Origin of the sequence: Streptomyces sp. NPDC005805 (assembly GCF_040630445.1) — a bacterium.
Taxonomy (GTDB): domain Bacteria; phylum Actinomycetota; class Actinomycetes; order Streptomycetales; family Streptomycetaceae; genus Streptomyces.
Map to the genome: position 1 here is coordinate 56,558 of NZ_JBEXXN010000012.1, position 20,244 is coordinate 76,801.

Annotated in this window: 20 protein-coding genes and 1 pseudogene; 9 read left to right on the plus strand and 12 right to left on the minus strand. The window is 74.6% G+C overall.

Annotated elements, in window-relative coordinates; genetic code table 11:
- Nucleotides 1–34: 34 nt before the first annotated feature.
- Entirely contained in the window at nt 35–445 is a 411-nt protein-coding gene (locus ABZ457_RS09520) for a VOC family protein (protein ID WP_018847746.1), read from the minus strand.
- Nucleotides 446–570: 125 nt separating this feature from the next.
- Here ABZ457_RS09520 and ABZ457_RS09525 point away from each other — a divergent pair, with 125 nt between their 5' ends.
- Entirely contained in the window at nt 571–1,164 is a 594-nt protein-coding gene (locus tag ABZ457_RS09525; protein ID WP_359155712.1) for a TetR/AcrR family transcriptional regulator, read from the plus strand.
- Nucleotides 1,165–1,343: 179 nt separating this feature from the next.
- Here the strand turns inward: ABZ457_RS09525 and ABZ457_RS09530 are convergent, their stop codons facing one another.
- On the minus strand, nt 1,344–2,102 hold the full coding sequence (locus ABZ457_RS09530; RefSeq protein WP_359155714.1) for an RICIN domain-containing protein: 759 nt from the start codon (nt 2,100–2,102) through the stop codon (nt 1,344–1,346).
- Nucleotides 2,103–2,409: 307 nt separating this feature from the next.
- On the opposite strand from ABZ457_RS09530, the gene ABZ457_RS09535 reads away from it, so the two are divergent.
- Together ABZ457_RS09535 and ABZ457_RS09540 are read left to right on the plus strand one after the other, a co-directional pair.
- Entirely contained in the window at nt 2,410–4,338 is a 1,929-nt protein-coding gene (locus ABZ457_RS09535; RefSeq protein ID WP_359155716.1) for a hypothetical protein, read from the plus strand.
- Nucleotides 4,339–4,508: 170 nt separating this feature from the next.
- The gene (locus ABZ457_RS09540; protein ID WP_359155719.1) at nt 4,509–5,537 is read left to right on the plus strand and encodes a S66 peptidase family protein; all 1,029 of its coding nucleotides are present in this window, start codon (nt 4,509–4,511) and stop codon (nt 5,535–5,537) included.
- Between the two features lie 27 nt (nt 5,538–5,564).
- Here ABZ457_RS09540 and ABZ457_RS09545 read toward each other — a convergent pair whose 3' ends face one another.
- Together ABZ457_RS09545 and ABZ457_RS09550 are read right to left on the minus strand one after the other, a co-directional pair.
- A complete protein-coding gene (locus ABZ457_RS09545) occupies nt 5,565–6,428 on the minus strand; it encodes an isocitrate lyase/PEP mutase family protein (protein ID WP_359155721.1) in 864 nt (287 codons plus the stop codon).
- Nucleotides 6,429–6,708: 280 nt separating this feature from the next.
- A complete protein-coding gene (locus tag ABZ457_RS09550; RefSeq protein WP_359155723.1) occupies nt 6,709–7,587 on the minus strand; it encodes an alpha/beta hydrolase in 879 nt (292 codons plus the stop codon).
- 151 nt (nt 7,588–7,738) lie between these two features.
- Between ABZ457_RS09550 and ABZ457_RS09555 the strand changes: the two genes are divergently transcribed.
- Together ABZ457_RS09555 and ABZ457_RS09560 are read left to right on the plus strand one after the other, a co-directional pair.
- Nucleotides 7,739–8,248: an RNA polymerase sigma factor gene (locus tag ABZ457_RS09555; RefSeq protein ID WP_359155725.1), complete on the plus strand. Its 510-nt coding sequence runs from the start codon at nt 7,739–7,741 to the stop codon at nt 8,246–8,248.
- 26 nt (nt 8,249–8,274) lie between these two features.
- Nucleotides 8,275–8,964 (plus strand): hypothetical protein, encoded by a 690-nt coding sequence (locus ABZ457_RS09560; protein WP_359155727.1) that lies wholly within the window; start codon nt 8,275–8,277, stop codon nt 8,962–8,964.
- A gap of 85 nt (nt 8,965–9,049) precedes the next feature.
- On the opposite strand, the gene ABZ457_RS09565 is transcribed toward ABZ457_RS09560, so the two are convergent.
- From ABZ457_RS09565 to ABZ457_RS09585, 5 genes and pseudogenes are all read right to left on the minus strand, one after another.
- On the minus strand, nt 9,050–9,700 hold the full coding sequence (locus ABZ457_RS09565; protein WP_359155730.1) for a hypothetical protein: 651 nt from the start codon (nt 9,698–9,700) through the stop codon (nt 9,050–9,052).
- Nucleotides 9,697–10,188 carry a hypothetical protein gene (locus ABZ457_RS09570; RefSeq protein WP_359155732.1) on the minus strand — a complete coding sequence of 164 codons (492 nt, stop codon included), beginning with the start codon at nt 10,186–10,188 and terminating at the stop codon, nt 9,697–9,699. The genes ABZ457_RS09565 and ABZ457_RS09570 overlap by 4 nt, the downstream gene beginning before the upstream one ends.
- 360 nt (nt 10,189–10,548) lie before the next feature.
- A pseudogene (locus ABZ457_RS09575) lies at nt 10,549–10,626 on the minus strand (VOC family protein); the annotation flags it as partial.
- 176 nt (nt 10,627–10,802) lie between these two features.
- Complete coding sequence (gene aceB, locus ABZ457_RS09580; RefSeq protein WP_359155734.1) at nt 10,803–12,425, minus strand: malate synthase A; 1,623 nt, start codon at nt 12,423–12,425, stop codon at nt 10,803–10,805.
- Between the two features lie 243 nt (nt 12,426–12,668).
- Complete coding sequence (locus ABZ457_RS09585) at nt 12,669–13,352, minus strand: nucleotidyltransferase family protein (protein WP_359155736.1); 684 nt, start codon at nt 13,350–13,352, stop codon at nt 12,669–12,671.
- A gap of 254 nt (nt 13,353–13,606) precedes the next feature.
- Here ABZ457_RS09585 and ABZ457_RS09590 point away from each other — a divergent pair, with 254 nt between their 5' ends.
- Nucleotides 13,607–13,984 carry a DUF5955 family protein gene (locus tag ABZ457_RS09590; protein WP_359155738.1) on the plus strand — a complete coding sequence of 126 codons (378 nt, stop codon included), beginning with the start codon at nt 13,607–13,609 and terminating at the stop codon, nt 13,982–13,984.
- 460 nt (nt 13,985–14,444) lie between these two features.
- On the opposite strand, the gene ABZ457_RS09595 is transcribed toward ABZ457_RS09590, so the two are convergent.
- A complete protein-coding gene (locus ABZ457_RS09595; protein WP_359155740.1) occupies nt 14,445–15,254 on the minus strand; it encodes an IclR family transcriptional regulator in 810 nt (269 codons plus the stop codon).
- 348 nt (nt 15,255–15,602) lie between these two features.
- Between ABZ457_RS09595 and allB the strand changes: the two genes are divergently transcribed.
- The 3 genes from allB (at nt 15,603) to ABZ457_RS09610 (ending at nt 19,079) form a co-directional block, all read left to right on the plus strand.
- Nucleotides 15,603–16,994 (plus strand): allantoinase AllB, encoded by a 1,392-nt coding sequence (gene allB / locus ABZ457_RS09600; protein ID WP_359155742.1) that lies wholly within the window; start codon nt 15,603–15,605, stop codon nt 16,992–16,994.
- 4 nt (nt 16,995–16,998) lie between these two features.
- Complete coding sequence (gene alc / locus ABZ457_RS09605) at nt 16,999–18,141, plus strand: allantoicase (protein ID WP_359155744.1); 1,143 nt, start codon at nt 16,999–17,001, stop codon at nt 18,139–18,141.
- A 320-nt stretch (nt 18,142–18,461) separates the two neighbouring features.
- The gene (locus tag ABZ457_RS09610; protein WP_359155746.1) at nt 18,462–19,079 is read left to right on the plus strand and encodes a dihydrofolate reductase family protein; all 618 of its coding nucleotides are present in this window, start codon (nt 18,462–18,464) and stop codon (nt 19,077–19,079) included.
- A gap of 28 nt (nt 19,080–19,107) precedes the next feature.
- Here ABZ457_RS09610 and ABZ457_RS09615 read toward each other — a convergent pair whose 3' ends face one another.
- Nucleotides 19,108–19,860 carry a hypothetical protein gene (locus ABZ457_RS09615; protein WP_359155749.1) on the minus strand — a complete coding sequence of 251 codons (753 nt, stop codon included), beginning with the start codon at nt 19,858–19,860 and terminating at the stop codon, nt 19,108–19,110.
- 45 nt (nt 19,861–19,905) lie between these two features.
- The gene (locus ABZ457_RS09620) at nt 19,906–20,109 is read right to left on the minus strand and encodes a hypothetical protein (protein ID WP_359155751.1); all 204 of its coding nucleotides are present in this window, start codon (nt 20,107–20,109) and stop codon (nt 19,906–19,908) included.
- Nucleotides 20,110–20,244 lie beyond the last annotated feature (135 nt).

Consider the following 20,244-nt stretch of genomic DNA (forward strand, 5'->3'; position numbering starts at 1 on the left):
GCCGCCCGGTCCGGCCCGGGACGGGCCCGTCCCCTCAGGCGTACTGCTCCGCGTACTCGCCCACCGGCTCGATGACGGTGATCACGTCGATCAGCACACCGCTGGGGTCGGCCACGATGAAGTGGCGCTGGCCGAAGTCCTCGCTGCGCAGCTCCAGCGCCGGGCGCAGCCCCTCGCGCCCGACGAGGCGTTCGTACTCCGCGTCCACGTCGTCGACCTCGAAGTTGAGGACGAGGCCCCGCACCGGGTGGCGGTGGCCCTCGGGGATCGTGGGGTGGGTGTGGTCGAGGAGGGCGAGTTCGTAGCCCGGGTCGCCCGGGAGGCGCAGGCTGATGTACCAGTCCGCCTCGAAGGTGACCTCGAAGCCGAACAGCCGTGTGTAGAAGTCGCGCGACTCGGCCAGGGCGGCCGTGCCGATCACCGGATAGAAGCTGTTGGTCTTCATGACGGGACCCCTTTCGCGTACCATCGGTATGTGAAACACGCTATTCGCGTACCGTCGGTATGTCAAACGGTGGCGGGTCATATCCAGGGGCCGGCGGCGACGGAAGAACGGAAGGGGAGAGTGCGATGCGGCAGGACGGTGTCCGGGCCCAGCAGCGGGAACAGACCCGGCAGGCGCTGCTGAGGGAGGGGCGGCGCCTCTTCGCGGCGCGCGGCTACGGGGAGGTCGGCCTCGCCGAGATCGTCCGCGGGGCCGGGGTCACCAAGGGCGCGCTCTACCACCACTTCGCGGGCAAGGCGGAGCTGTTCCGGGCCGTGCTGGAGGAGGTGCAGCAGGAAGTGGGCGCACGTGTCGCAGCGGCGGCGGAGGCCCACGCCGATCCCTGGGGCCAACTCGCCGCAGGATGCGAGGAGTTCCTCGCCGCGAGCACGGACCCCGAGGTCCAGCGGGTGATGCTCGTGGACGGGCCCTCGGTGCTCGGCTGGAGCGAGTGGCGGGCGATGGACGAGGCGTCCTCGGCCCGCCACCTGGCCGAGGCGCTCACGGCGCTGGTCGAGGCCGGGGTGATCGCGCGGCAGCCGGTCGCCCCGCTGGCGCACCTGCTGTCCGGCGCGATGAACGAGGCGGCCCTGTGGCTGGCGGGCCCGGCCCGGCCCGGGGACCTCGCGGACACCCGGGCCGCGCTGGCCCGCCTCCTGGCCGGGCTCCGCACGGGGTGACGGCGGGCCCGGACCGGGCGCCGACGGGGCCGGACCCGGCCCGGCCGGCCGCGAGGCCCGGACCGTGACCGGACCGGCCCCGCCGGCCTCGGCGGGTGACGACCGCCCGCGTCGGCAGGGCCGGGCCCGTTCGTCGGGCCCGGCCCCGCGTTCCCCCGCGTACGGCGCGCCCCCGTGGGTCAGCCGCTCAGACCCGGGCCCTGCCACTGCTGGTTGGTGTGGTGCGGGGTGCAGTCCCAGATGCCCAGGCGCGTCCCGTTGCCCGTGCCCCAGCCCAGCGCGTCCAGGCAGCGGCCCGAGTGGACGCTGCGCAGCAGACCGCCCGGCAGCAGCTCCCACTGCTGGTTGCCCGCGCCGTGGCAGGAGTTGAGGCCGATGTGCGAGCCGTTCTCGGTCTTCGCGTACTGGACGTCCATGCACCGGCCCAGCGCCCGCAGGGTCTTGTCCGGGTACAGCTTCCAGATCTGGGCGCCCGTGCCGTTGCAGTTGTAGAGCTGGATCGGGGCGCCGTCCTTGGTGCTGGAGCCCTTCACGTCCACGCACTTGCCGGAGTGCACGCCGACGATCCGGCCCGAACCCGGGGGCGGCGGCGGGGTGCAGTGGATCTCCACGAGCACCTGGTAGTAGCCCGGGCTGATCTCGTTGCCCGCCGGGCCGGCCGAACGCCTGCAGTTGGCCGCCGGGTAGCCCTCGTTGGCGGCCGCCGCGTACGCCGTGTTCCAGGCGGCCTCCACGGCGATGTTCCACGGCCCGTAGCCGGCGCCGAGGAAGTACTTGGGCGCGGTCGGTGCCAGTGCCGCGGCCGGTGCGGCGGGGGCCGCCGCCTTCGGGGCCTGGGCGGCGGCCTGGGCGGGTGCCGCCGTCGCGCTGCCGGTGAACAGCGTCGCCGCGGCGAACGCGGTCGCCGCCGCCGTGGCCAGCCATCGAGCCAATTTCACGGTCGTTCCTCTCGGTCGTCGCCCGGCACCACGCGCGGGCGAAGGGACCCCGTGTCCTGGGACGGGCTGGACGCTACCGACGGGCGGACCCCGTGCAGTCTCACCGGAGTCTCAACTTCCCCTGGCCGGTTGCCGACCCCGCCGTCTGCGCGGACGCCCCTGGCCGTCGTATCTTCGGCGCGGCCCGGTGGGGACCGGGCCGCACAGGGGCAGGGGGGCACGAACAGTGGTGGCGAACGACGGCAGATCCGGGCCGCGCGCGGCGGAACTCGACGCTTTGCGCGCGGCGTTGGCGACACATCCCGTGGTGAACCTGTACGGGCCGCCGGGCATCGGGAAGTCCGCCCTGGCGCGGCGGCTCGGCGGGGTCACCGTCGACCTGGCGGACGGGCCGGTCACCGCGTGGCCCCCGCCGCGCCCGGTTGACGGGCCGGTCACCGCGTGGCCCCCGCCGCGCCCGGCGGACGGCCCGTTGATCGTGGACAGCGTCGACGGGCCGGAACGGGCGGCCGCGGCAAGGGTGTTGCTGGACGCGGCGACCGCGACCGACCCCCGGCCCGGGACCGGCGCCACCACCGCCCGGCGGCCCGGTCTGCTCCTGGTCAGCCGCTGTCCGCTCGCGGCCACCGACGGCTGGACGTCCGCCCCGGCCGCCGCGCCCGGGACCGCCGGGGTCCCCGTCGCGGCGCTCCCGCTCGCGCCGCTGCCGGGCCCGGCCGTCGACGCCCTCGCCGCCGGGGCCGGGATCGACGACCCGGCCGCCCGCGCCCTCGTCGTCCGGCTCGCGGCCGGCGTCCCCCTGCTGGCCGCCGCCGCGTGCCGCGCCCTGCACGCGGGCGCGGCCCCCGACGACGAGGGCGCCGTCGCCGACCACATCGCGGACGAACTGGCCGAACGCCTCGGCCGCGAACTCGCCGCCTCCCGCGACCCCGGTTCACCCACCACGCCCGCCCTCCCCGGCCCCCGCGCCCTGCACGCGCTCCGGTTGCTCGCCACCGTCGGTGCGGGCGACGAGCAACTGCTCTCCGCCGGGCCCGACCTGTTCACCGGGCTCGCGCGCCTCAGCGTCGTCACCCGCACCCCGCTCGGTCTCGCCGTGCGCGAGCCCTACCGGACGGTGCTGGAGACCGCGTACCGCTGGCGCCGCCCCCTGGCCCACCACACCCTGCGCACCCGGGCCGCCGCGTACCGGCACACCCTGCTGGCCCGTACCCGGGACGCCGCCGTCCGGGCCGAACTCGTCCGCCAGGGGCTGTTCCTGACGGGCGACCCCGGGCTGCGCGCCTCGCTCTTCCCGGCCGCCGAGTCCGCCGTCCGTATCACGTCCGGACGCGACGACTCCGATGCCGACTCCGACGACATCGCCCGGCTGATGCACCGCTGGGCCCGGCGCGGCGGCTTCGCGGCCTCGCGCGCCGAGCGGGTCACCGAACGCTGGCTCGCCCACGGCGCCTCCGTGTTCCGCGTCGCCCGGGACGGCGAGGGCCGGGCCGTCGCCCTCGCCGCCCTGCTCCCGCTGGCGGACGGCACCTCGGACGCGCTGGAGCCGCTGCTCCAGCAGCACACCGGCCGCTTCCTCGGCGGCCGCGCGCCCGGCGGACTGTTCCTCGGCGCCGCGTACGCGACCGACCCCGCCGCGCACGCCCGCATCCTGCACGACATCCTCGGCAACGCCGTCCGCGCCGGTCACCTGGTGGTGTCCACGGCGACCGCCGACTACCAACTCCTCGTGCGCGGGCTCGGGTTCCGGGTGCACGGGAGCGTCCGCGACGACGTCTACCGCTGCGGCCGGCCGCCCGAGGTCTTCAGCAACGCGTTCACCCCGGCGGCCCTTCCACTGTGGCTGGACCGGCTGGGTGGCGGCGGCCCGGCCGGGGCCGGGGCGGAGGCCCCCGACGAGCACCTGGTCGCGGAGGTCACCCGCGCGCTGTCCCGCGTCCACGACCCGTTCGCGCTGGCGGGCAGCCCTCTGCTGGACTGCCCGGCCACGCCCACGGCCGCCGCCCTGCGCGACTGGCTGCACGAGGCCGTCCGCACCCTCGCCGGGAGCCCCGACCCGGCGGACGCGGAGGCCGGGGCGATCCTCGACGCGTACTACCTCTCCGGCGCGGGCCCCCACCACCAGATCGCCTGCCGCCTCCACCTCGGCCGCGCCACCTACTTCCGCCGCCTGCGCCGCGGCGTGTGCGCCCTGGCGGTCCGGCTGCGAGCGGAGTCGGCGACGGCGGTCGGCTGACGGGCACGCCCCGCCCGGCCGCGCCCGCGCGCCCGGCCGGACAGGCCCCGGCCCGGGTGGTGAACCGACCCCGCCCGGGCCGCCGCCGGTGAACCGACCCCGGCCGAGCCCCGGCACCGCCGCGAAAACCCCTTGGCCGGCCCGGTGTTCGCCCTGCCAGAATCGCCCGCATGCCGCTCGGATACCCGCGCCCGCTGCGCCCCGGCGACCGGATCGCCGTCACCGCCCCCTCCAGCGGAGTGGGCCAGGACCTGCGCGCCCGGCTGGACTTCGCGGTCCGCACCGTGGCGGAGCGGGGCTACGAGGTGGTGACCGGGCACTGCCTGAACGGCAGCCGCCATGTCAGCGCCCCGGCCGCCGAGCGGGCGGCCGAACTGACCGAGCTGCTGACGGACCCGGCGGTGCGGGCCGTCGTCCCGCCGTGGGGCGGCGAGACCGCCGTCGACCTGCTGCCCCTGCTGGACTGGGACCGCATCCGGGCCGCCGAGCCCACCTGGCTGGTGGGGTACTCCGACATGTCGACGATCCTCACCCCGCTGACCCTCCTCACCGGCACGGCGACGCTGCACGGCAACAACCTCATGGACACGCCCTACGAGGTGCCCGAAGGGCTGCTCTCCTGGCTGGACATCGCCGCCCTGCCGGAGGGCGCCCGGTTCACCCAGACCCCGCCGGGCCGCCACCGCGCCGGTGATCGCGACGACTACGCCACGACCCCGCGCGTGCGCGAGCTGCGGCTGAACGCCACCGGCACCTGGACCCGTCTCGACGGAGACGGACCCGTGGTCGCGGAAGGGCGGCTGATCGGCGGCTGCGTCGAGACCGTCTGCGGGCTGGCGGGCACGCCGTACGGAAACACCTCGGCCTTCGCCGAGGAGCACGCCCCCGAGGGGCTGCTGGTGTACGTCGAGGCGGGCGGGGACGACGCCTACACCATCTGCCGCCATCTGCACGGCATGCGGCTGGCCGGCTTCTTCGACCGCGCCAACGCCGTCCTCGTCGGCCGCACCGAAGCCCCCGACAGCCCCTCGCTCACCCAGCGGGAGGCCGTCCTCGACGCATTCGGAGGTCTCGGCGTGCCGATCATCGCCGACATCGAGTGCGGCCACGTCCCGCCGTTTCTCCCCCTGGTCAACGGCGCGCGGGCCCGGGTCGTCCACACGCCGGACCGGAGCGAGCTGACGCAGACGCTGGACTGACCCGCCCCGCCGCTGCCCGCCCCCGCGTCAGACCCCCGCGCCCCGCCCCGCGTGGTGGCGGCTGATGTTGCGTTCCAGCAGCCGCGTGGACTCGCGGACGCCCACCGCGTCCGGCGTGCCCGCGGTGTCCGGAAGGCGGCCGTCCGCGGCCTTCAGCTCGCGCAGGGCGCGGTCGATCGCCTCGTGGGCCGCGAACAGGCACGGTGTGCTGTAGATCGCGAGGTCCACGCCCAGCGCGGACAGTTCGGTGAGCGACAGGCGCGGGGACTTGCCCCCGGCGATCTGGTTGAACAGCAGGGGCGTGTCCCCGATCGCGTCCCGGACGCGCCGGATGGACTCGACGCTGCGGACGCCGTCGACCAGGACCACGTCCGCGCCGCTCTTCGCCAGGGCGACCGCGCGGCGCCGGATCTCCTCGTCCTCGACCGCGTCCGTGCGCGCCACCACGACCAGCTCGTCCCGGCTGTCCAGGACCATCCGCAGCTTCTCCAGATACTCGGCCAGCGGCAGGATCCGCTTGCCGTCCGCGTGCCCGCAGCGCCGGGGCCGCTGCTGGTCCTCCAGGATCACGCCCGACGCCCCGGCCCGCTCCAGGCGCTGCACCACATGGCAGGCGACCTCGGGGTCCGCGTAGCCGTCGTCGATGTCCACCAGCAGATGGTGGGCGGGGAAGGCGAGGCGCAGGCGCTCGGCGAAGGCCACGATGTCGGGCCAGGCGATGAACCCGATGTCCGGCAGCCCGTAGTGCGAGGCGGCGAAGCCGAAGCCGGACAGGAAGAACCCGTCGTAGTGCCGCGCCGCGAGCGAGGCGGAGTACATGTCGTGGACGCCGATCAGCGGGGTCGTGCCCGTGTCCGCGATCGCTCGGCGCAGCCTGAGCCCGTGGCTCATCGCCCCTCCAGGGGAAGCAGGACGGCGTCCGCCGCCCGGGTCCGCTCGCGCGCCGGGGCCGCCTCCGCCGCGCGGGTGGTCGGCGGCCAGCGTGACAGGAAGATCAACTCCGCCCCAAACGCCGCTCACCCGCCCGGCGCAGCGAAATCCGGCCAGGACGATCAGGGCGGTCGGGAGGATCGGGACGGTCGGGAACGGCCGGTAGGGCCAGGGCGGTCGGGAGGATCGGGACGGTCGGGAGGATCGGGAGGGCCAGGGCGGTCGGGCGTCGGCGGAGTTCCTACGACGCCAGGAAGCCGGTCACCGCGGCGGTGAAGCCCTTCGGGTCGTCGTTCCACGGGAAGTGGCCCGCGCCCGGCAGTACCACCGTCTCGGCCCGCGGGTACGCGTCGGCCGAGGCGAGGACCGTGCGGGGCGGGGAGGCGACGTCGAACTCCCCGGCGAGCAGCAGGACTCGGCCGCCGAAGCGGGCCAGGGCGTCGCGGACCGCCGCCGGGGATGTGCCGTCGTCTGCCCCGCCGTCCGGTTCGCCGCCGTCCGCGTCGCCGAAGTACACCGCCGCCGCCTCCGCGTTGCGCTGGGCCGGGCCCGACGCGCGCAGTGCCCGGGCCGTCCCGTCCCAGCGGCCGTGGCTGAAAGGCGCGGCGGCCTCCCAGTCGGCCTCCGTCGCCCCGCCCGCGGTGATCGCCTCCAGCGCGGCGTACGCGGCGGGGAACCACTCCTCGCCCTCCCGCAGCCGCGCCGTCTCCAGGCGGTCCGCCGCGGTGACCTCCCCGCCCACGGTCTCCGCGCCGGGCGTCACCAGGACCAGCGACTCCACCCGCTCCGGGTGCCGGGCGGCGTACAGCGTCGCGAGGGCCGCGCCCGCCGAGTGCCCGAGCAACCGCAGCCGCTCCAGGCCCAGTTGGACCCGCAGCGCCTCCACATCCGCGACCTGGCGGTCCCAGCGGTACGAGGCGGGGTCGGCCGGCACGCCGGACGCCCCCGTGCCCCGCAGGTCGAGCCGCACCACCCGCACCCCCGCCTCCGCGAGCCCGCCCAGCTCCCCGAGGTACCCGGAGTCCCGCATCGGCCCCCCGGGCAGACAGACCAGCGGCGCTCCGGCACCGGCGACGTGGTAGGCGAGCGGGGTGCCGTCAGGGGCGGGGAAGGTGTGCATGCCCCGACCCTGTCAGCGGGCGTGGGGACGGGGCAAGCGCGTTACGCGGCACCGGGCCGGCCGGAGTCCGTGGCCGGCCGGACCGTTCCTGTGCCGGAAAGATTTTCGGGGCGCCGGTAAGGATGGGACCCGCGCATGACATATACGGGGTGTGGAGAACAAGCAGACCGTGAGCGAGCCGGGCCGCAGCGCGCGATTCACGCAGGTGTACACGCGGGAGTACCCGCGTGTGCACGCCTTCGCGCGGCGCAGAACGGGGGACCCGGGGGTGGCGGAGGACATCACCGCGGAAGTGTTCCGGATCGCCTGGGAACACGAGGTCCGTGGCGGAGAGACGACACCCGGGTGGCTGTTCGTCACCGCGCGGAACGTCCTCGGCAACCACTACCGGTCGCATGCCCGGCTGACCGAGTTGCACGGGCGGATCGGTGCGGAACTGGGCCGTGCGCCCGCGTCGGCCGAGACCTCGGCGGTGCTGGAAGCACTGGACCGGCTGCCCGACCGGCACCGCGAAGTCCTGCTGCTCAGTTACTGGGACGGTCTCGCGGCCGCGGAGATCGGCGGTCTGCTCGACTGCGGCACATCGGCCGTGTGGGTCCGTCTGCACCGGGCACGCAAGGCATTCCGTGAGATCTACACCTCGTCCCGGGAGTCGGTATGAAGCGTATGCAGTCCAGGAGGCCGCGGGTGTCCGCGAAGCGCACCGCCGAGATGATCAGGCAGGCCGATCCGCTCGCCGCCGCGCCGGCGGAGCCGGGCCTGTCGCCGCGCGCCCTGCGGGAGTTGAGTGCCCTGACGGGCGAGTCCCCTCCGGCTCCGACGGTCGCCGCCCCGCCCTCGGTCCGCTCCACCGCTCCGGCGGCTCCGCGCCCGCGGCGGCGGCTCGGCCTGCTGGTCGGGGCCCTCGCGGGGGCGGCCGCGGTGGCCGCCGTTGCGGTGTCCGTTCTCTCCGGCCAGGGCGAGTCGAGCGGCGGTCTCGTGGCCGACGAACCGCACTACGCGTCCGCCGCGGAACTCGAGAACGCCGCCGACCTCATCGTGCGGGCGAAGCTCGGCAGCGGCGAGGAGCGGACCGTCGACGACGTGACGTCGACCGAGGCCCCGGCCGAGGTGCTCGCGACGGCGAAGGGAGCCGCGCCGGGCCGGACCGTCACCGTCCGGTACACACCTCCCGGCGACGGAGGGCCGGAGACGGCCGATCTCGCGGCGGGGAACGAGTACGTGCTGCTGCTGGAACGTCAGGACGACGGCCGCTTCACCCTGGTGAACACCATCCAGGGCGCCTACGGTGTCGCCGGCGCCCGAGCCGTGCCGACCGAGGGCAACGAGGTGGAGCTGAGCCCGGCCGTGCTGAGGGGGCTCGGTCTGGGGGAGTGAGCGGCGGAGGGGGTGCCGTCCATGGACGGCACCCCCTCGTGTCACGTCACGCCTCACGTCACGCCGGGCGCGCTCGCGGTGTCGCTCACTTGACGCGGGCCGCGCGGTCCTTGAGACCCGCGACCGTCCCCGCTTCCTCGAACCCGCCCTCCGCGGCGGGCTGCACCGTGCCGTCGGTGCCGACGGTGTACAGGGCCTGCTCGGGGTTGAGGAGGTCGTACGGCGACGAGTCCCCGTGGTCGGCGAGCATCAGCACATACTGGGTGCCGTCCTTCGCCAGGGTGGTGGTGTGCTCCTCCCGGTAGGTCGTCTCGTCGAGCCTGCCCCCGAGCTGGCTCACCTCGACGGTGTCGCCCGCCTTCACGTCACCGGCGAGCACCTCGGAGACCTTCACCGTGGAGACGGTGATCACCACCGGCTCGACCTCGCCGGCCTCCTCCTCGGAGAGACCGGCCTGCGGGTTGGTCAGCGGGTCGCCCTCGGTGGACACCTCTGGCATCAGCTCCTTGACCGTGGAGCCGATGACGGTGCCCTTCACGATGGTGTCCGCCTCCTTCACGATCGCGTCGAGCGAGTCGAAGGCCGGGTAGTCCGCTTCATAGGCGATGACGCCGGGCTTCTGGGACGTGCTCCCGGCCTCGGCGGAACCGCTGCCGGAGCTGCCGGAGCAGCCGGCGGCGGCGAGTGCGACGAGAACCGCGGCACTGCCCGCGGTGAGATGGCGCAGCTTGGTCATCGGTAGATCCTCTTCACCTCGGAGACGTCGTACGCCAGCGGCTTCTGCACCTTGGCCCGGTTGCGGCTGTGCTTCATCAGCGACGCCTTCTTGGTCCCCGGGTTGTCGTCGAGGCTCAGCGCGTGTCCCAGCTCGTGCGTGACGGTGCTCCGGGACCACTGCGTCATCTTGGAGCCCGAATCCCGGTCGAGAGTGCGTGCGTTCACCTTGATCTTGAAGACACGGTTGATGGGCCGCCAGCCGGACGGCGAGTAGAGGCCGTACCAGCTCTCCTTGTAGCGCGCGGCCGTGAAGGTGGCCTTGGCGTTGGACTTGCGGCCGATGCTGACGCCCGCCTTGGCGTTGTTCCAGTTCTTGCGGCCGGTGTCCAGGAACCCGACCCAGGTGTCGTTGATGCCCACGGCCTTCACATTGAAGGAGCGGCTGGGCATGCCTCCGTCGTAGTAGTCGGCCTGAGCGGTGGTCGCCCCGCCCAGTCCGACTGCCATCGCCACGGTGACGGCAGTCGCGACCTGTGCTGTGGTGCGCAGATGAGAACGTCTCAATGAAGATCCCCGTGTTGTGCCCGCGCTGGTCGGTCGACCTGCGGCAGGCAGTGGTCGGCCGGATCCCGAGTGGGGAGACAGGGGTGCCCGAACTGCGGAAACACGAAACAGCAGGGCGAATCAGAGCGTGCTCGACTCCCCCGTGTCACAGCAGCGGACCGGTTGGCCTGGTGTCCCCCGTGGATCGGCCGTCGGTCAAGCAAAGCCTAACTGTGCGGGTGCACAGGGGCAACACATTTGCGAATCCAAGTGCGTTGCAGAAAAGGCGAATTGACGGATCATCGGCCTCTTCGGCCCCCTCACCCCCTGGCGCCCCCGCTCCACGCAGAACTCGTTCCCCTCCGGGTCCGCCATCACCACCCACCCCCGCCCGTCCGGGCGGACGCGCTGTCGGCGGCACGGGCGCCGGACGCGTGCGGTGCCGCTCCGCAGGATCGTGGAGCGCCGGACCCCCTGTCGAACGAGTTCCCGACCGTCACGGGTGAGGCCGTGCGGACAGCCCGCCGCCCCCGGTGCTGTGCGGTACCGGGGGCGGCGGGCGGGCGGAAGGGCGTTGGTCAGCCGACCAGTTGCTCGTACGCGGGCAGGGTGAGGAAGTCCTCGTAGGTCTCGTCCAGCGCGACCCTCAGCAGCAGGTCGTGGGCCTGCTGCCAGTGGCCCGCCGCGAACGCCTCCTCGCCGATCTCGGCGCGGATCGCGGCCAGTTCCTCCGCCGCGACCGCGCGGGCCAGCTCCGGGGTGGCGCGCTCGCCGTTCTCGAACACGACCCCCGCGTTGATCCACTGCCAGATCTGCGAGCGGGAGATCTCCGCCGTCGCCGCGTCCTCCATCAGATTGAAGATGGCGACCGCGCCGAGGCCGCGCAGCCACGCCTCGATGTAGCGGATGCCGACCTGGACCGCGTTGCGCAGGCCGTCGTACGTCGGCTTGGCGTCCAGGGAGTCGATGGCGATGAGGTCCCCGGCGGCCACCGAGACGTCCTCGCGCAGGCGGTCCTTCTGGTTGGGCTTCTCGCCGAGGACCGCGTCGAAGGAGGCCATCGCGATGGGGACCAGGTCCGGGTGCGCGACCCAGGAGCCGTCGAAGCCGTCGCCCGCCTCGCGGTCCTTGTCCGCCTTGACCTTCTCGAAGGCGACCTTGTTGACCTCGGCGTCCTTGCGGGACGGGATGAACGCCGCCATCCCGCCGATCGCGTGCGCGCCGCGCTTGTGGCAGGTGCGCACGAGGAGTTCGGTGTACGCGCGCATGAACGGCGCGGTCATCGTCACCGCGTTGCGGTCCGGGAGGACGAACTTCTCCCCGCCGTCACGGAAGTTCTTGACGATGGAGAAGAGGTAGTCCCAGCGGCCGGCGTTGAGGCCGGAGGCGTGGTCGCGCAGCTCGTAGAGGATCTCCTCCATCTCGTACGCGGCCGTGATCGTCTCGATGAGGACGGTCGCCCGGACGGAGCCCTGCGGCACGCCCACGTACTCCTGCGCGAAGACGAAGACGTCGTTCCAGAGGCGGGCCTCCAGGTGCGACTCCGTCTTGGGGAGGTAGAAGTACGGGCCCTTGCCGGCGTCCAGCAGGCGGCGGGCGTTGTGGAAGAAGTACAGGCCGAAGTCGACCAGGGCGCCGGGGACGGGGGCGCCGTCCACGGTGAGGTGGCGCTCGGCGAGGTGCCAGCCGCGCGGGCGCATCACCACGGTGGCGAGTTCGCCGGCGGGGCGCAGGGCGTAGGACTTGCCCGACCGGGGGTCGGTGAAGTCGATGCGGCGCTCGTAGGCGTCGATCAGATTGAGCTGGCCGAGGACGACGTTCTCCCAGGTGGGGGCGGAGGCGTCCTCGAAGTCGGCGAGCCAGACCCTGGCGCCGGAGTTCAGCGCGTTGATGGTCATCTTGCGGTCGGTGGGCCCGGTGATCTCCACGCGGCGGTCGTTCAGCGCCTCGGGCGCGGGGGCGACCCGCCAGGAGTCGTCCGCGCGGATCGCCGCCGTCTCCGGGAGGAAGTCCAGCGTGGACGTGCGGGCGATCTCGGCGCGGCGCTCGGCGCGGCGGGTGAGCAGCTCGTCGCGCCGGGGGGTGAACCGGCGGTGCAGCTGGGCCACGAACGCGAGGGCCGCGTCGGTCAGGACCTCTTCCTGCCGGGGCAGGGGCTCGGCTTCGACGATGGCCAGCGGGGACGGCGCTGGTGCGGACATGAGCTGTCACTTCCTTCAGCGAGCTTCACAGGCTTCGCAGATGTCATCGGTCGGTGCCGGCCGTCCGCCGGGTCGCCGGGCGGCACTCAGTGCCAGGGGCTCCGAGGTGCGGCGGCGGGCGCCGTCCGATGGATCAAGCGCTTCTGAACAGTGGATAGTAGTTACCGCATGGTGGAAGTTCAATGGTTTGTTGATGTCGAGATTCTCCGGGTCGACAGAACGTGGCGCAGCGTGCCACGCCGTTCACCGAAGGTGGCGCAGGTCGTCGGGGGTGTCGATGTCGTGGTCGGTGGCGATGTCGCCGCACTCCACGAGCCGGATCGCGGCGGCGTGCGCGGCCAGATGGTCCCGGGCACCGCGGTCACCGGTGGCGCTCGCCGCGATGTCCGCCCACCGGTCCGCGCCGAACAGCCCCGGATGCCCGCGCCGCCCGTCGTACGCGGCCGTGACCAGCGAGTCGCGCGAGGTGTACGCCTCCCGGACCCGGGCCACCGCCGCCGCGCCGATGCCCGGCTGGTCGACGAGGAGGACGAGGGCGGCGTCCGGGGTGGTGTGCTCCGGCCCGGGGGCCTGGAGGGAGGCGAGGCCCGCGCGGAGGGACGAGCCCATGCCGGACGCCCACTCCGGATTGACCACCACCGTGCAGCCCGCGAGGTCCGCCTCCGCCGCCACCCGGTCGGCCGCCGCGCCGGTCACCACGTGCACCGGTCCGCAGCCGCCCGCCCGCAGGACCCGCACGGCGTGCTCCACGAGGGGCCGGCCCCGGTACGGGAGCAGCGCCTTCGCCCGCCCGCCGAGCCGCCGCCCGCCGCCGGCCGCGAGCAGCAGCCCGGCGACGACCGGCTGGGGCGGGTGAGGGCCCCGGGGCCCGGGGCCCGGCGCCGGGTTCGGCTGCGGGGGCGGCCCGGGGGAGGGGGGTTGTGTCATCAGGACTCCTTCGGTTCACGGCCGATGCCGTGTGTGCGGCGGTTCGGTCGCCCGAGCGCGCGGCCGTCTCCGACAGCGTGCACCCCGGATCCGTCGCCGTGCTTCCGGCGTGCCGCCGGGGGCGTGGCCTGAATTCCGTCGTGCCTGTGGCGCGGCCGGGGCCGATGGCGTTAACTGTCCCGCACCCCAAGGGCGTTGCTCACCTGCCCATGGGGGCGCAGGCGGGGGCGCAAAGACGTGCGAGGGGCTGGGCTTTGTTGCGGAGCGTGGGGCAGACGCGGGTGACGACGGCGAGCGGTGAGGACCCGAGGGCGGCGGAGTTACGTGCCGCCGTGGCCCGGCTCCGCCGCGAATTGGCCGGTCATCCGGCCGATTTCGGCGACCGGGAGATCGCGGAGGACGAACTCGCGGTCCTCGCGGCGATGGTCGCGGGCGGCGATCCCGAGATCCGGCGGATGCGCCGGTCCCTGCTGCTGATCGCGGCGGCGATCGGGTCGGTCAGCGCCCTCTCGCCCGCCCTGATGCAGGTCCGCGGCGCGGTGGACCTGTACGCGGTGGACCTCATCGGCCCACCCCCGCCACCCCCGGGCCCCGCCGTCCGGGGCGCGGACGCCCCGGACCCCCGCCCCTGAGCCACACGCCGGTCCCGCCGGCCCGGCGGTCGTGCCGGGCCCTGGAGTCCGGCCGGGCCGGCCGCCCGCGGCCCCTGCGCCCACCACCGCCCGCCCCCCGGTGTCCGCCCGAGGCGGGCCCCGTTCGGGCCCGGGGGCCGGTGGGGGTGGGGCGTGGACGCGCTTGACGCCCACCCCTGAGCCATACGCCGGTCCCGCCGGGCGGTCGTGCCGGGCCCCGGAGTCCGGCCGGGCCGGGCGTCCAGGGTGCGGGCCGCCCGCGGCACCGCCGGTCCCGCGGCTCCTGCGCCCACCACGGCCCGCTCCCCGGTGTCCGCCCGAGGCGGGGCACTGTTCGGGCCCGGGGCCCGGGGGCCCACCCGCGTCCCGGTGGCTGAGACCCGTTCGGGTCCCGGCTCGCGCCCCGGACGCGCCCAACCGACCACCCGCGCCCCCGCGCGCGAAGCGCGCCCCGCCCCCCTCAGACCTGCCCCTGCCCCGCCCCCGTGCTCGCCAGCGCCGAGGAGAGGTCGCGGGCGACCTCGTGGAGGATGGGGACGATCTTCTCCGTCGCCGCCTCGGTGACCCGGCCCGCCGGGCCGGAGATGGAGATGGCGGCGGCGGTGGGGGAGTCGGGCACCGGCACCGCGAGGCAGCGCACGCCGATCTCCTGCTCGTTGTCGTCGACCGCGTACCCCGTGCGGCGGACCTGCTCCAGCGCGGCCAGGAAGCCCTCGGGCGTGGTGATGGTCTTCTCCGTCGCCGCCGGCATACCGGTACGGGCCAGCAGGGCGCGGACCTCGTCCGCCGGGGTGTGGGCGAGGAGGGCCTTGCCCACACCCGTGGAGTGCGGCAGGACCCGGCGGCCCACCTCGGTGAACATCCGCATCGAGTGCTTGGACGGCACCTGCGCGACATACACGATCTCGTCCCCGTCGAGCAGCGCCATGTTCGCCGTCTCGCCGGTCTCCTCGACGAGGCGCGCCAGATACGGGCGGGCCCAGGTGCCCAGCAGCCGGGAGGCGGACTCGCCGAGGCGGATGAGCCGGGGGCCGAGGGCGTAGCGCCGGTTCGGCTGCTGGCGGACGTAGCCGCAGGCCACCAGGGTGCGCATCAGGCGGTGGATGGTCGGCAGGGGCAGACCGCTGGCCGCCGACAGTTCGCTGAGCCCGACCTCGCCACCGGCGTCGGCCATCCGTTCCAGCAGGTCGAAGGCGCGCTCCAGGGACTGCACGCCGCCGCTGTTCGCGGGCTTGGCTGCGTCGGTGGTGCTGGCGTTGGACGTCGGCACGTCGGCGGTCCTTTCGGGCAGGCAGGGCAAGGCAGCAGCCTACCGGGCGCACGTCCGGGGCACAGGGCTCCGGCCGGGCCGTACCTGCCGGTCAGGGCCTGTTTGTCCCGGTGTCCGCCGCGGAGTGCGGGGTGCCCACGGGGCCTTCTCTGGTGGAGCACCCCAATCGCTGTGCGGAATTCTACTTCCGCTTTGTGGAAACATCCAATTCGAGGCCGAGTCGTTCCGTGCGCCCCGGGCGGGTCTTGACGAGGGTGTGCCGGAGGGGAAGACTCCTGATTACTTCAACAGTTCGTTGAATTTCTGCCCGGCGGAGAGCCGGGGACGCGGAAGAGATGAGGTGAGCGGGTGTCCGAGGTGGACGGTGCCGAACCCGTACGGACGCAGACGGAGCAGACGGTGCCGGCGGACGTGACCCTGGTGCTGCGCTCGACGCGCGTCGTCACCCCGGAGGGCACGCGCCCCGCGAGCATCGCCGTCGCCGCCGGCCGGATCGCCGAGGTCGCGGCACACGACGCCCCCGTGCCCGCCGGCGCCCGGCTCGTGGACGCGGGCGACGACGTCGTCCTCCCCGGCCTCGTCGACACCCACGTCCATGTCAACGACCCCGGACGCACCGCCTGGGAGGGCTTCTGGACCGCCACCCGCGCCGCCGCGGCCGGCGGGATCACCACCCTGCTCGACATGCCGCTCAACTCCCTCCCGCCGACCACCACCGTGGACCACCTGCGCGTCAAGCAGGAGGTCGCCCGCCCCAAGGCGCACGTGGACACCGGCTTCTGGGGCGGCGCGCTGCCCGGCAACGTCAAGGACCTGCGCCCCCTGCACGACGCGGGCGTCTTCGGCTTCAAGTGCTTCCTCTCGCCCTCCGGCGTCGAGGAGTTCCCGGAACTCGACCAGGAGCAGCTCGCCCGCTCCCTCGCCGAGATCGCCGGCTTCGACGGGCTGCTCATCGTGCACGCCGAGGACCCGCACCACCTCGCCGCCGCCCCCCAGCAGACGGGCCCCAAGTACGCGGACTTCCTCGCCTCCCGGCCGCGCGACGCCGAGAACACCGCGATCGGGAACCTGATCGCACAGGCCGAACGGCTGGGCGCCCGGGTGCACGTCCTGCACCTGTCCTCCAGCGACGCGCTGCCGCTGATCGCCGACGCCCGCCGCCGTGGCGTCGCCGTCACCGTCGAGTCCTGCCCCCACTTCCTCACCCTCACCGCCGAGGAGGTCCCGGACGGCGCCACCGAGTTCAAGTGCTGCCCGCCGATCCGGGAGGCCGCCAACCAGGACCTGCTCTGGCAGGGCCTCGCCGACGGCACGATCGACTGCATCGTCTCCGACCACTCCCCGTGCACCACCGACCTGAAAACCCCCGACTTCGCCTCCGCCTGGGGCGGCATCTCCTCCCTCCAGCTCGGCCTGCCCGCGATCTGGACCGAGGCCCGCCGCCGCGGCCACACCCTCGACGACGTCGCCCGCTGGATGTCCACGGCCCCCGCGAAGCTCGCGGGCCTGCACCGCAAGGGCGCGATCGAGGCCGGACGCGACGCCGACTTCGCGATCCTCGCGCCGGACGAGACCTTCACCGTCGACCCGGCCCGCCTGCACCACCGCAACCAGGTGACCGCCTACGCCGGGCGCACCCTCGCCGGCGTCGTCCGCTCCACCTGGCTGCGCGGCGTCCGGATCGCGGCCGACGGCGACCTGGCCGAGCCGACGGGCCGACTGCTGGAAAGGAACCACTGACACCGTGTCCGCATCCGCTTCTCCCTCCGCCGTCCCCTCCTACACGGGCGACGCCAACCCCTACGGCGGCGGCGACCCGTACGCCGACTACCGCGGCCCCGGACCGGCCGGCTTCCCCTTCGCGCAGTACGCCGACCTCGCCGACCGCCGCCTCGGCGCCGGAGTGGTCGCCGCCAACGACGAGTTCTTCGCCGAGCGCGAGAACCTGCTCAAGCCCGAGGCCGCCCACTTCGACCCCGAGCACTTCGGGCACAAGGGCAAGGTCATGGACGGCTGGGAGACCCGCCGCCGCCGGGGCGTCTCCGCCGAGGTGCCGCACCCCACCGAGGACGACCACGACTGGGCCCTCGTCCGCCTCGGCGCGCCGGGCGTGGTGCGCGGCATCGTCGTCGACACCGCCCACTTCCGCGGCAACTACCCGCAGGCCGTCTCCGTCGAGGGCGCCTCCGTACCCGGCTCGCCGTCCCCCGCGGAACTCCTCGGCGACGACGTGAAGTGGACGACCCTCGTCCCGCGCACCGCCGTCGGCGGCCACGCGGCCAACGGCTTCACCGTCGAGAACGAGCAGCGCTTCACCCACCTCCGCGTCAACCAGCACCCCGACGGCGGGATCGCCCGGCTGCGCGTGTACGGCGAGGTCGCCCCCGACCCGGCCTGGCTCGCCGCGCTCGGCACCTTCGACGTCGTCGCCCTGGAGAACGGCGGCCGGGTCGAGGACGCCTCCGACCGCTTCTACTCCCCGGCCACCAACACCGTCCAGCCCGGCCGCTCCCGCAAGATGGACGACGGCTGGGAGACCCGCCGCCGCCGCGACAAGGGCAACGACTGGATCCGCTACCGCCTCGTCGAGCAGTCCGAGATCCGCGCGGTCGAGATCGACACCGCCTACCTCAAGGGCAACAGCGCCGGCTGGGCGGCCCTCTCGGTGCGCGACGGCGAGGACGGCGAGTGGCGCGAGATCCTGCCGCGCACCCGCCTCCAGCCCGACACCAACCACCGCTTCGTCCTGGACGCGCCGGCCACCGGCACCCACGTCCGGATCGACATCTTCCCCGACGGCGGTATCTCCCGGCTGCGCCTCTTCGGCTCGCTGACCGCCCAGGGCTCGGCCCGGCTCACCGCCCGGCACCAGGAACTCGGCGGCTGACCGGGGACTCCTCACCCACGACCGACCTCCCGGGACGGCAGCCCGCCCTCCGTCCCGGGACCGGGAGGGAACGACCCGTCCCGGGACCGGGAGGCACGACACCCTCCCACCCCTGTGGGGCGCACCGGCCGACAGCAACGGTGCGCCCCACGGGCATGCCCGCACCGGCTCCGCCCCGGCCCGGCCCCGGCCCGCTGGTTTCCGCGCCGCCCCGACCGATGAGTTGCCGCCCCCGCGGCCGTCTGCCCTGATGTACCGAGAGCCACCCGAACGAGCCCGGACCGGCGCCCCCGGACGGGCTCCGACAGAGAAGGTGCGTCATGGCCCAGCTCAGCGCCACCCTGTTCCTCACCCTCGACGGCGTCTACCAGGCCCCCGGCGGCCCGGAGGAGGACACCACCGGCGGGTTCGACCTCGGCGGCTGGCTGGCTCCGCTCGTCGACGAGGACTTCGGCGCCTTCGTCGACGAGAACTTCCGCCACCCCACCGCCTTCCTCCTCGGCCGGCGCACCTACGAGATCTTCGCCTCCTACTGGCCGAAGCAGACCGACCCCGCCGACCCGGTCGCCGGGAAGCTCAACGCCCTCCCCAAGTACGTCGCCTCCACCACCCTGGAGAACCCGGAGTGGGCCGGCACCACCGTCATCGGCCGCGAGGACCTGGCCAAGGAGGTCGCCGCGCTGAAGGAGCGCACCGACGGAGAGATCCAGGTCCACGGCAGCGGCGCCGTCCTCGGGCAGCTGCTGAAGCAGAACCTCGTGGACGTCCTCCACCTGATCGTCGCCCCGGTCGTCCTCGGCAAGGGCATGCGCCTCTTCGGCGCGGGCACCGCCCCCACCGCCTTCACCCTCACCGGCAGCCGCACCACCTCCCAGGGCGTCGCGATCCTGTCCTACCGGTTCGCGGGGCAGCCGCGGTTCGGCACGGTGGGGGAGTAGCGGCGGGGGCGCCGCGGACCGGCCGCCGCTACAGGGCCGCGCCCCGGTACCGGCCCGCCCGCTCGAACACCGCCCGCGGGCCGGGCCGGCGGACGGCGGGCAGGCGCGCCAGGGTCCGCAGGAAGACCTGCCGTTCCGGCTGGAACGGGATGACCGGGCGGGGCGGCAGCGGGTAGTCGTCGCGCAGGACGCCGTCCGGCAGGGTGCCCGACGCCGGGAGCGGCGAGGTCTCCGGCGGCGAGGCCAGCCGGGACCAGACCTCCGCCGCCAGCGGCACCACCACCGGCACCGGCTGCGGTGGCCGCCATGCCTCACCGGTGTGCGGGTCCCGGGGGACGAGCAGCAGGTCCGGGGCCGTCGCCCGGGTCCCCGTCCACCCCGGCCCCGCCAGGGCGAGCGTGAGCGGTTCCGGCCCGGACGGGGACGAGGGGAACAGCACGTCGACCGCCCGGCCGAACAACTCGGCGACGGCCGCGTCCACGACGGTCACCGGCCGTCCGTCGCAGACCACCGCCAGCCGCGCCGGCGCCGCCGCGACGGCCGCCCGCCACCGCGGGTTCCACGCCCCGTGCGGGGCGACGAACGGCTCCCACCCCGGCGCCTCCCGGGGGTCGTACGGAGCCGGGGGCCCATCGGCCGGGACACGGCGCACGGCGTCCGGCTCCAGCCACACCGCCTGCCACAGCCGGCAGTCGTCCACCCGGGTCGCCACCGCCCGCCCGCACCCCTCGCAGGCCAGATTGGGCCCGTCGGCGCCGTCGAGCCCGGGCGGGCCCGCCACCGTCGGATCCGGTCGACCGGCCAGGGGCCCCGCCCGCCCCCGCCCCTACTCCCGCAACCGGTCCGCCGCCACCATGATCGTCGCGCCCGTGACCGTGAGGACGATGCTCGCGAAGAGTTCGTAGCCGTCGAGGAACGGGAGGCGGTGGACGAGGCCCCAGAGGCGGAACCAGTCGGCGAACTCGTGGACCACGCCCGCCGCGCCGAAGACGAACAGGAGGCAGCCCGCGGCGCTGAGGATCTTCTTCATGGGGCGAGCGTGGCCCGCGCGGGCGCCCCCGCGCGTCGGTCGTCGGGTGCGGAAGGGGGGGCGAAAGTCTGAGACCGCGCGACTTCGGTAGCACATCCGGCCCGGTGGCCCCGCGCCCGGCTCCGGGGCGCCTAG

What these genes read in the sequence shown, in the direction of transcription:
- ABZ457_RS09520 (WP_018847746.1), bottom strand. Translation starts at nt 445, where the DNA reads ATGAAGACCAACAGCTTCTATCCGGTGATCGGCACGGCCGCCCTGGCC.
- ABZ457_RS09525 (WP_359155712.1), top strand. Translation starts at nt 571, where the DNA reads ATGCGGCAGGACGGTGTCCGGGCCCAGCAGCGGGAACAGACCCGGCAG.
- ABZ457_RS09540 (WP_359155719.1), top strand. Translation starts at nt 4,509, where the DNA reads ATGCCGCTCGGATACCCGCGCCCGCTGCGCCCCGGCGACCGGATCGCC.
- ABZ457_RS09545 (WP_359155721.1), bottom strand. Translation starts at nt 6,428, where the DNA reads ATGAGCCACGGGCTCAGGCTGCGCCGAGCGATCGCGGACACGGGCACG.
- ABZ457_RS09550 (WP_359155723.1), bottom strand. Translation starts at nt 7,587, where the DNA reads ATGCACACCTTCCCCGCCCCTGACGGCACCCCGCTCGCCTACCACGTC.
- ABZ457_RS09565 (WP_359155730.1), bottom strand. Translation starts at nt 9,700, where the DNA reads ATGACCAAGCTGCGCCATCTCACCGCGGGCAGTGCCGCGGTTCTCGTC.
- ABZ457_RS09570 (WP_359155732.1), bottom strand. Translation starts at nt 10,188, where the DNA reads ATGGCAGTCGGACTGGGCGGGGCGACCACCGCTCAGGCCGACTACTAC.
- aceB (WP_359155734.1), bottom strand. Translation starts at nt 12,425, where the DNA reads ATGTCCGCACCAGCGCCGTCCCCGCTGGCCATCGTCGAAGCCGAGCCC.
- ABZ457_RS09585 (WP_359155736.1), bottom strand. Translation starts at nt 13,352, where the DNA reads ATGACACAACCCCCCTCCCCCGGGCCGCCCCCGCAGCCGAACCCGGCG.
- ABZ457_RS09610 (WP_359155746.1), top strand. Translation starts at nt 18,462, where the DNA reads ATGGCCCAGCTCAGCGCCACCCTGTTCCTCACCCTCGACGGCGTCTAC.
- ABZ457_RS09620 (WP_359155751.1), bottom strand. Translation starts at nt 20,109, where the DNA reads ATGAAGAAGATCCTCAGCGCCGCGGGCTGCCTCCTGTTCGTCTTCGGC.